General features: G+C 43.3%; 8 protein-coding genes. 6 read left to right on the forward strand and 2 right to left on the reverse strand.

Annotation, left to right across the window (positions count from 1 at the left end):
• On the reverse strand, positions 1-486 hold a 486-nt coding region (locus tag OEX01_09065), incomplete at its 3' end, for a hypothetical protein (protein ID MDH5449131.1).
• A 122-nt stretch (positions 487-608) separates the two neighbouring features.
• Between OEX01_09065 and OEX01_09070 the strand changes: the two genes are divergently transcribed.
• From OEX01_09070 to OEX01_09095, 6 genes are all read left to right on the forward strand, one after another.
• Complete coding sequence (locus OEX01_09070; GenBank protein MDH5449132.1) at positions 609-779, forward strand: chorismate-binding protein; 171 nt, start codon at positions 609-611, stop codon at positions 777-779.
• A gap of 77 nt (positions 780-856) precedes the next feature.
• Positions 857-2,086, forward strand: coding sequence for an NAD(P)/FAD-dependent oxidoreductase (locus OEX01_09075; GenBank protein MDH5449133.1), 1,230 nt, complete (start codon positions 857-859; stop codon positions 2,084-2,086).
• A gap of 56 nt (positions 2,087-2,142) precedes the next feature.
• Complete coding sequence (gene pth2, locus OEX01_09080) at positions 2,143-2,511, forward strand: peptidyl-tRNA hydrolase Pth2 (protein MDH5449134.1); 369 nt, start codon at positions 2,143-2,145, stop codon at positions 2,509-2,511.
• A gap of 12 nt (positions 2,512-2,523) precedes the next feature.
• Positions 2,524-3,885 carry a tRNA pseudouridine(13) synthase TruD gene (gene truD / locus OEX01_09085; GenBank protein MDH5449135.1) on the forward strand — a complete coding sequence of 454 codons (1,362 nt, stop codon included), beginning with the start codon at positions 2,524-2,526 and terminating at the stop codon, positions 3,883-3,885.
• A gap of 187 nt (positions 3,886-4,072) precedes the next feature.
• Positions 4,073-4,672 carry an LURP-one-related family protein gene (locus OEX01_09090; protein MDH5449136.1) on the forward strand — a complete coding sequence of 200 codons (600 nt, stop codon included), beginning with the start codon at positions 4,073-4,075 and terminating at the stop codon, positions 4,670-4,672.
• Positions 4,673-4,992: 320 nt separating this feature from the next.
• Positions 4,993-5,577: a hypothetical protein gene (locus tag OEX01_09095; protein ID MDH5449137.1), complete on the forward strand. Its 585-nt coding sequence runs from the start codon at positions 4,993-4,995 to the stop codon at positions 5,575-5,577.
• A gap of 279 nt (positions 5,578-5,856) precedes the next feature.
• On the opposite strand, the gene OEX01_09100 is transcribed toward OEX01_09095, so the two are convergent.
• Positions 5,857-6,726 (reverse strand): FTR1 family protein, encoded by an 870-nt coding sequence (locus OEX01_09100; GenBank protein ID MDH5449138.1) that lies wholly within the window; start codon positions 6,724-6,726, stop codon positions 5,857-5,859.
• Positions 6,727-6,853 lie beyond the last annotated feature (127 nt).

The following is a 6,853-nucleotide window of genomic DNA, read 5'->3' on the forward strand; positions in this document are numbered from 1 at the left end:
ATTACTGCCTTCGTCTTTTCCTCTTGCAATTTTAATTATGCGTTCAATTTGTTTAGCGGTAAATTTATCCTTCGGAAGTTCTGGCAACCCCTGAAAAGGGGGCGGGCGCGGAGTGCCAGCTTCATCAATCGCATAATATTCGTGAAATACCCTTTTTTGAAGCTCATTAATATACCATTCAACGATAACTACCATCCGCATATAGTCGTCTGAATCGGGAAACAATTCAAGATCCCTTTCAGTATTCGTCAAAGGAAGCCCTATTCTGAACAGTTTTACGTGACAAAGTTCATGGCGTACGCTGAAAAGCGTTGCACCCCCATACAGCACTATTTCTGCTCGGTCATTAGACCAAATGAAGATTTCCGCTCGTTTTCCAATTTTACCCGTTTTCTCGGCGTATCTTACTTCAAAAGCCACATCTTCGATGCCGAGTCTGCGTTTCCCACTGCTTATCATTTGCAACACTTCATCTCTCAGCAACATGATCCCTTATTCCTCCGAAGCTTTCTACTGCTGTTCAAAACAGTCATTTCCACAGTTGAAAGCTCTTTCGTATGGAAAATTATTTATTCATATACGTATGTATGATGGAAGGGATGATATGTATGGCTAAATGTCCAAAATGTGGAAAAGACATCTCTAGGCCCAGAAAGACTTGGAAGATGGCAGGGCGACCAGACAGAAGTGGTAAAAGACTTGAACTTGAAATCGGGCTTTTCGATTGTCCTAAATGTGGAAAGGCCTTCCGTAAAGCATTAAGCAAAAAGAAAATTTAAAAGCACCATTTTTTCATCCTCTCTTTTTTCTTTTTTTTTGGCTTCTGAAATTAAACGAAAACGTAAATAACTGAAACTTGAAAACAACAGACGTGATTCTAGTGAACGCTGATGTAATAGTTGTCGGTGCTGGTCCCGCCGGTTCTTTTTCTGCCTTGCAGGCGGCGAAACTAAGTGCTCAAGTCATTATTTGCGAAGAACACGACAAAATTGGTGTTCCTTCACACTGCACAGGTCACGTAAGCTTCAATGGCATAAGACGCTTCAATCTCCGTTTGCCTAAAAACGTCTTTGAGAACGAGATTAAATCAGCAACCTTCTATTCTCCTTCTGGCTACCGATTTTCAGTTCGATTTTCCTCTCCGGTGACTTGTGTTGTTAACAGGGAGCTTTTCGATCAGCATCTTTATAGCATGGCTTTAAAGGCTGGTGTGAAAATTCTCGATAACACCTGCGTTGATTCTCTTTTTATTGAAAAAGAAACGGTTAGAGGCGTTATCGTCAAGGGAAAGAAAAGAACCAAAAAGCTTGTGTCCAAGGTTGTGATTGACGCGGAAGGCGTGTCCTCCAGTCTTCTGAAACGAGCAGGGCTACCTTCACTTAATCGTCATATGATAGTTAATGGGGTGCAAGCGGAAGTTGACAAGATAGACAATATTGACAACGACACAGTTGAAGTATTTCTGAGTCGCCGCTTTGCTCCTAGCTTTTTCGCTTGGATAGTTCCACGACGTGATGGTACAGCGAAAGTTGGCTTGGGAACAGAAAAAGGTAATCCGCGTGATTGTTTACGCCATTTTGTCCGCCACAATCCAATTGCTCGCCAAAGACTTGGAAGAAGCACTGTCACAAGCCTTGTTTACCATCCCATTTCGTTAGGCGGGCCAATTCCTAGAACGTTTCATGATGGGTTGCTGGTTGTTGGGGATGCTGCTTCACATGTTAAGCCTACTACAGGCGGAGGGATTATCATGGGGTTAACATGCGCAAAAATTGCAGGCAAGACTGCTGCCCATGCTGTCCACTACAGAGACTCTTCAGCAAATTTTCTGTCGGAGTATGAGCGTCGATGGAAAAAGAAGGTGGGCTTCGACATGATGACGATGAAACGTCTGAGGCTTATGCTTAACGGTTTCTCAGACAAGCAACTTGACCAATTTATAGCTCTTTGTATGCGGTTGAGGTTAGATGAAAGCTTGAAAAACGTAAGGGATATTGACTTTCAAGGTACTTCACTAATTCGTATAGCTAAGAGTCCAAGAATTTTGGCGGCAACGTTATATTTCTTAATAGCTTCGTTCCTCTAAACACATCTATAAAGTTCTTTAACCTCGAACACAACTGAACACAGAGCGTGTATTGGATGTCGCAAGAGGAGTTCAAGTACAAACAGGTAATAGCAGTACGAACAGATTTGAAGATGAGCAAAGGAAAGCTTGCCGCACAAGTTGGCCATGCAGCGGTTTCCGCCTCGGAAGAGGCTAAAAAGAAGCACCCAGAATGGTGGCAAGCATGGCTGAAAGAAGGACAATGCAAAGTAGCTGTAAAAGTAAAAAACCTAGCCGAACTATTAGAGCTTCAAAAAGAAGCATCACAGATGAAGCTTCCCTACAGCCTCATTACAGACCGAGGCTTAACACAGTTGCCGCCAAGTACTGTAACGTGCCTAGGTATAGGTCCAGCGCCTAGCATACAAATTGACAAAATAACTGGGAAATTACCGCTTCTTTGAGCAGGGCTAATCTTGAGAGTTGCATCTATTGAAAAGCAGTTAGGCATTGAAACTTTTGTCACTAAAACTCGTGGTGTAGGTGGCGTAATACGGCAAAAACCCGAAGACTTTAGGGTTGAAGAGGCTCTTCTTGATGGATTAAAAGCAGAATTGGAGCCAAAATTACCTTCCCAATTGACAGGTGAAGGACGTTACCTGATTTGTTTGCTTGTCAAACGAAACTGGGATACGTTGCTGGCTGCAAGAAAGATCGCTAAGCAATTGGGGATTAGTGAGCGCCGCGTGCGGATTGCAGGAATAAAAGACAAAAAAGCCGTGACTGCTCAGCACATTAGCATAGAAAACATAAGGTTGAGACAGCTGAAACGCATACGTGTAGACGGCATCCACGTGTATCCTCTCTGCTATTCGCCGAACATGATTTTTCCTCACATGTCATTCGGCAACGTTTTCCAATTAACAGTAAGAGGCATTAGTCGCAGTGCGGCGGTTATTCAAGAAAGAACGTCTAATATAGTAAGCGAGCTACGCGTCTTAGGCGGTGTTTCAAACTTTTTTGGGCATCAACGTTTCGGCACGATCCGTCCTATTACGCATTTGGTTGGAAAAGCCTTGGCACGAAATGATTTAGAGAAGGCAGCGCTACTGTTTCTCGCCAAGCCAAGTCCTTACGAGCATCCTCAATCAAATCAAGCGAGGCAGAGACTGCTGGAAACTGAAGATTTCGAAGAAGCGCTTAACCGTTTTCCGCGATGGTTGTTGTATGAGCGATTAATGTTGTCCCACTTGGCAAAGCATCCGAAAGAGTACGTAGGTGCTTTCAGAAGACTACCAAAACGTTTGTGCAGTCTCTTTCTTCAGGCATACCAGTCATATCTCTTCAACCGTTTTCTCAGCCAACGTTTAATGCGTAAAATTCTGGCTAACGAACCGCAAGTCGGCGACTATGTTGTGAAAACAGATAGCCACGGCTTGCCAACCAGCAGTTACGTAAAAGCCACTTCCGAGAAGATTGAAGATCTGCGTAAGACTGTGAAAAAGGGAGAGATGTACGTCGCAATTCCCTTAATCGGTTTCAAACAAGCCCCTTCAGAAGGCGTGCAAGGCGAAATAGAACAATCCATACTTGACGGCGAAAAGATAACCCAAACTGACTTCTACGTTTCCTCTATGCCAGAGATGAGTGCAGCTGGCGAACTTCGAGCAGTTGTGACGCCGATAATGAATCTTAACGTAGAAAAACCATTCAAAGACGAGTTAAATTCTGGCAAGAAGAAACTAAGAATTAGCTTTACTCTGCATCGTGGCTGTTACGCAACTGTTATCTTGCGGGAATTTATGAAGCCTCGCAACTTGATAAAAGCAGGATTCTAGCTGATTTCTACGGTTTTTAACTAGCTCTTTGCGCGTTCAGATAAGATTGGAATTATCAGCGAATATCTACCATAATTTATCTGTGTGCGCTTGTCAAAAAAGATGGATTCTGCCTTCATAAACTATTTTGTTAACTATATACAACTAGCTTTGCGACTTTGAAAGGAAAACAGGTTGGTATGCTGAGATGAATTCTGATTTGAACGTAAATGTCGATATGGCAAAAGTGGACGTTGTTGTGGATGTTGGGCTTCTTAGTCCCGAATTGAATTATTACGTGCTCAAGGAGAAGTGGTGGGATTGGGGAGGTGGTGATATCTTCAACCAAGATGGTAAAGCAGTTGGGAAGATGCATAGACGCGTTATATCGATGAGGGCGCTGACTGAAGTGTCTGATATTGATGGGTCTCAAGTTTTTACGATTAATAAGAAATTGGTTTCTATGCGGCCATCATATATGATAAAAGATGCCAAAGGGCATTTGCTGGGACGAACAAATCGGAAGATTTTAACGCTGTTCCGTCCGAAACTCTGGCTGGAAGACAACGAAGGTCGAAAGCTTCTTGAAGCTAAAGGTAACTTCTTGGGAAAGAGCTTTGACGTAAAAGACATGGATGGCGAATTGAAGGCGAAAATAGGTAAAAGCGACTTCTTCAAGGACTTGGTGTTAGGGGGCCTCTTCGACTTTTCAGACACATACGCCATCAAGGTTTCAGACCCTAACTACGACAAGAGGCTACTCCTCGGATTCGTAATCGCCATAGATAACAGTGTTAATGACAAATAGTAGCGCGCAATCTGCTGCTTGATTTGTTGGAAAAAGCTGAAGAGTCAAAAGACTAGATGAAGGATAAATCATTAACATCGTGGATTTTTTAACACACCTAGTGTTCTTCCAACATCTACAGGTCTAAAACAGAAAAGCGCGCGAAGATTTTTGGAATTGCATAAGCTGTTCATCCACCAAAAGAAGCCCAAGACAGTCATACTCCCACAGAAAAAGACGTATAGGTTGGGTTGGGTGAGGGTTGGGTGGGTGGGATTTGAATCCCTCCTCACAGTGGACGCATGCATACGGTGAATCGATATAAGTATGTGTCACATTCTATGTGTTGGTGTTTGTATTTGAAAAAGTCTGTTCTATACTTCCCTGGTCCGGGAGAGGTTAATACAGATGAAACGCTTAAAGAAGCGAAGATTCGTGCTGATGAGCTTGGCATTAAGCATATAGTAGTGGCCAGCACAAGAGGCAATACAGCGGTTAAAGCACTCGAGGTTTTCAAGGGTAACAGCGTAGTAGTAGTACCCCATGTTACGGGTCTCAAGGAACCCGACGTACAAGAACTTAGCAACGAAATTCAAGAGAAGATTAGAGCGGGTGGAGGCAAAATAGTGATAGCTACGCATGCTTTCTCGGGAGTAAATAGGGCTATACAGGCCAAGTTTGATACGATGTTTCCTGTGGGCATTATAGCGCAGACATTGAGGATGTTTGGTCAGGGAACGAAAGTAGCAGTTGAGATCGTTGCGATGGCCACGGATGCTGGAGTAGTTCCTGCAGATAAAGACGTGATAGCGATTGCTGGTTCAGGAAGGGGTGCAGATACTGCTGTTGTCATCAAGTCTGCAAACTCACGTAGACTCTTTGACATGGTTATCAAGGAGATTATCGCTAAACCCTGCCAGCTCTAGACAGAGAGCGCGCGCTCGTCATTGGTGTGTAAGCTTCTGAGGAAGGCCCCGCTACAAATCCATATCGAGTACCCACGGACCCGCCACTAGATTGTTCGAGTCTAAATAGAAGCTGTTAACTTTTATTATACGCGTGCAAGAAGAACTAACGCTGAAATACACCTTTTTCCAATACTAAATGGTATATCAATCACAAACTGCCGTGCTTAACACGTGACTTCGGGTGATAACCCGCACGCGCGTTTGTGGAGGATGTCTCCACTATGGTAGGATTCAAATCTATCCACTTTTTTGTCGGGTTTCTCTAGGTTCTTCATCTTTGATGTCTTTTTCGTAGACCCAAACTATTAGCGGAAGTGTTATGGCTAAATATGTAAGATGAACTATCACTCTTAACCATTCAGCTTCCACAGTATATCCAAACATCACAGCAAATACTGATCCAACTATTCCTTTATGATGAAATGGACTTTCTGACGGTATATCCAAGCTATAAGCATACTCACCGAGCCAGCCTGTTTCCATCCTAGTATCTTCAGCGTACTCTACCAGCTCGTGAACCCCATAACCCGCTAGTCCCCCTGCCAAGAGTACCATCAATATGCTAGTAAAATAGAAAAATTTTCGTATATTGATTTTCATACCTAGAATGAATATTGCATAAGCTAGAACTAATGCCACTGTTATTCCAAGAAAGGCTCCGACTAGTGTACCTCCAGCATCATCTACTAAGAAAGGAGTCAGGAAAAGAACGGTTTCAAGCCCCTCCCTAAAAACTACAATGAACGAAAAGGAAGTTAAAGCTAGAGTCGCACCTCGAGTTACAATCTCTTTCACTCGTTTCTCTACTTCTTTTCTTAGTTCCTTTCCTTTGCTAGCCATCCAATAAATCATAGATGATAGAACGAAAACTGCTAGAAGGGCAGCACTTCCCTCAAACAAAGCCTTCATGGCTCCAGAAAGGCCGCCATATATGAACCATATGAAGGTTCCGGAGGCAAGGCTTGATGCAACTGCAAGGGAGACACCGTACCAAGCATAACGTACCAATTGGTTTCTATTTGTTCTTGCCAAATATGCCATGATCATAGCTGTAATCAAGGCTGCTTCTAGAGCTTCTCTAAAAGCCAAAAGAAACTGACCAATCAATCAAGACCACGTTCCCTGAGTTACTTGTTCACAACTTCTCTCTCTTGTTTGTATGAGTTGGCAGAATGCGCGCGCCTATTTCAGTTTGGCAGGATAACACCTTCAAAACAAAGTCTTCAAGCCTATA

It is taken from the genome of Candidatus Bathyarchaeota archaeon (assembly GCA_029882535.1).
Lineage (GTDB): Archaea > Thermoproteota > Bathyarchaeia > Bathyarchaeales > SOJC01 > JAOUKM01.

What these genes read in the sequence shown, in the direction of transcription:
- pth2 (MDH5449134.1), top strand. Translation starts at nt 2,143, where the DNA reads ATGTCGCAAGAGGAGTTCAAGTACAAACAGGTAATAGCAGTACGAACA.
- OEX01_09095 (MDH5449137.1), top strand. Translation starts at nt 4,993, where the DNA reads ATGTGTTGGTGTTTGTATTTGAAAAAGTCTGTTCTATACTTCCCTGGT.
- OEX01_09090 (MDH5449136.1), top strand. Translation starts at nt 4,073, where the DNA reads ATGAATTCTGATTTGAACGTAAATGTCGATATGGCAAAAGTGGACGTT.
- OEX01_09070 (MDH5449132.1), top strand. Translation starts at nt 609, where the DNA reads ATGGCTAAATGTCCAAAATGTGGAAAAGACATCTCTAGGCCCAGAAAG.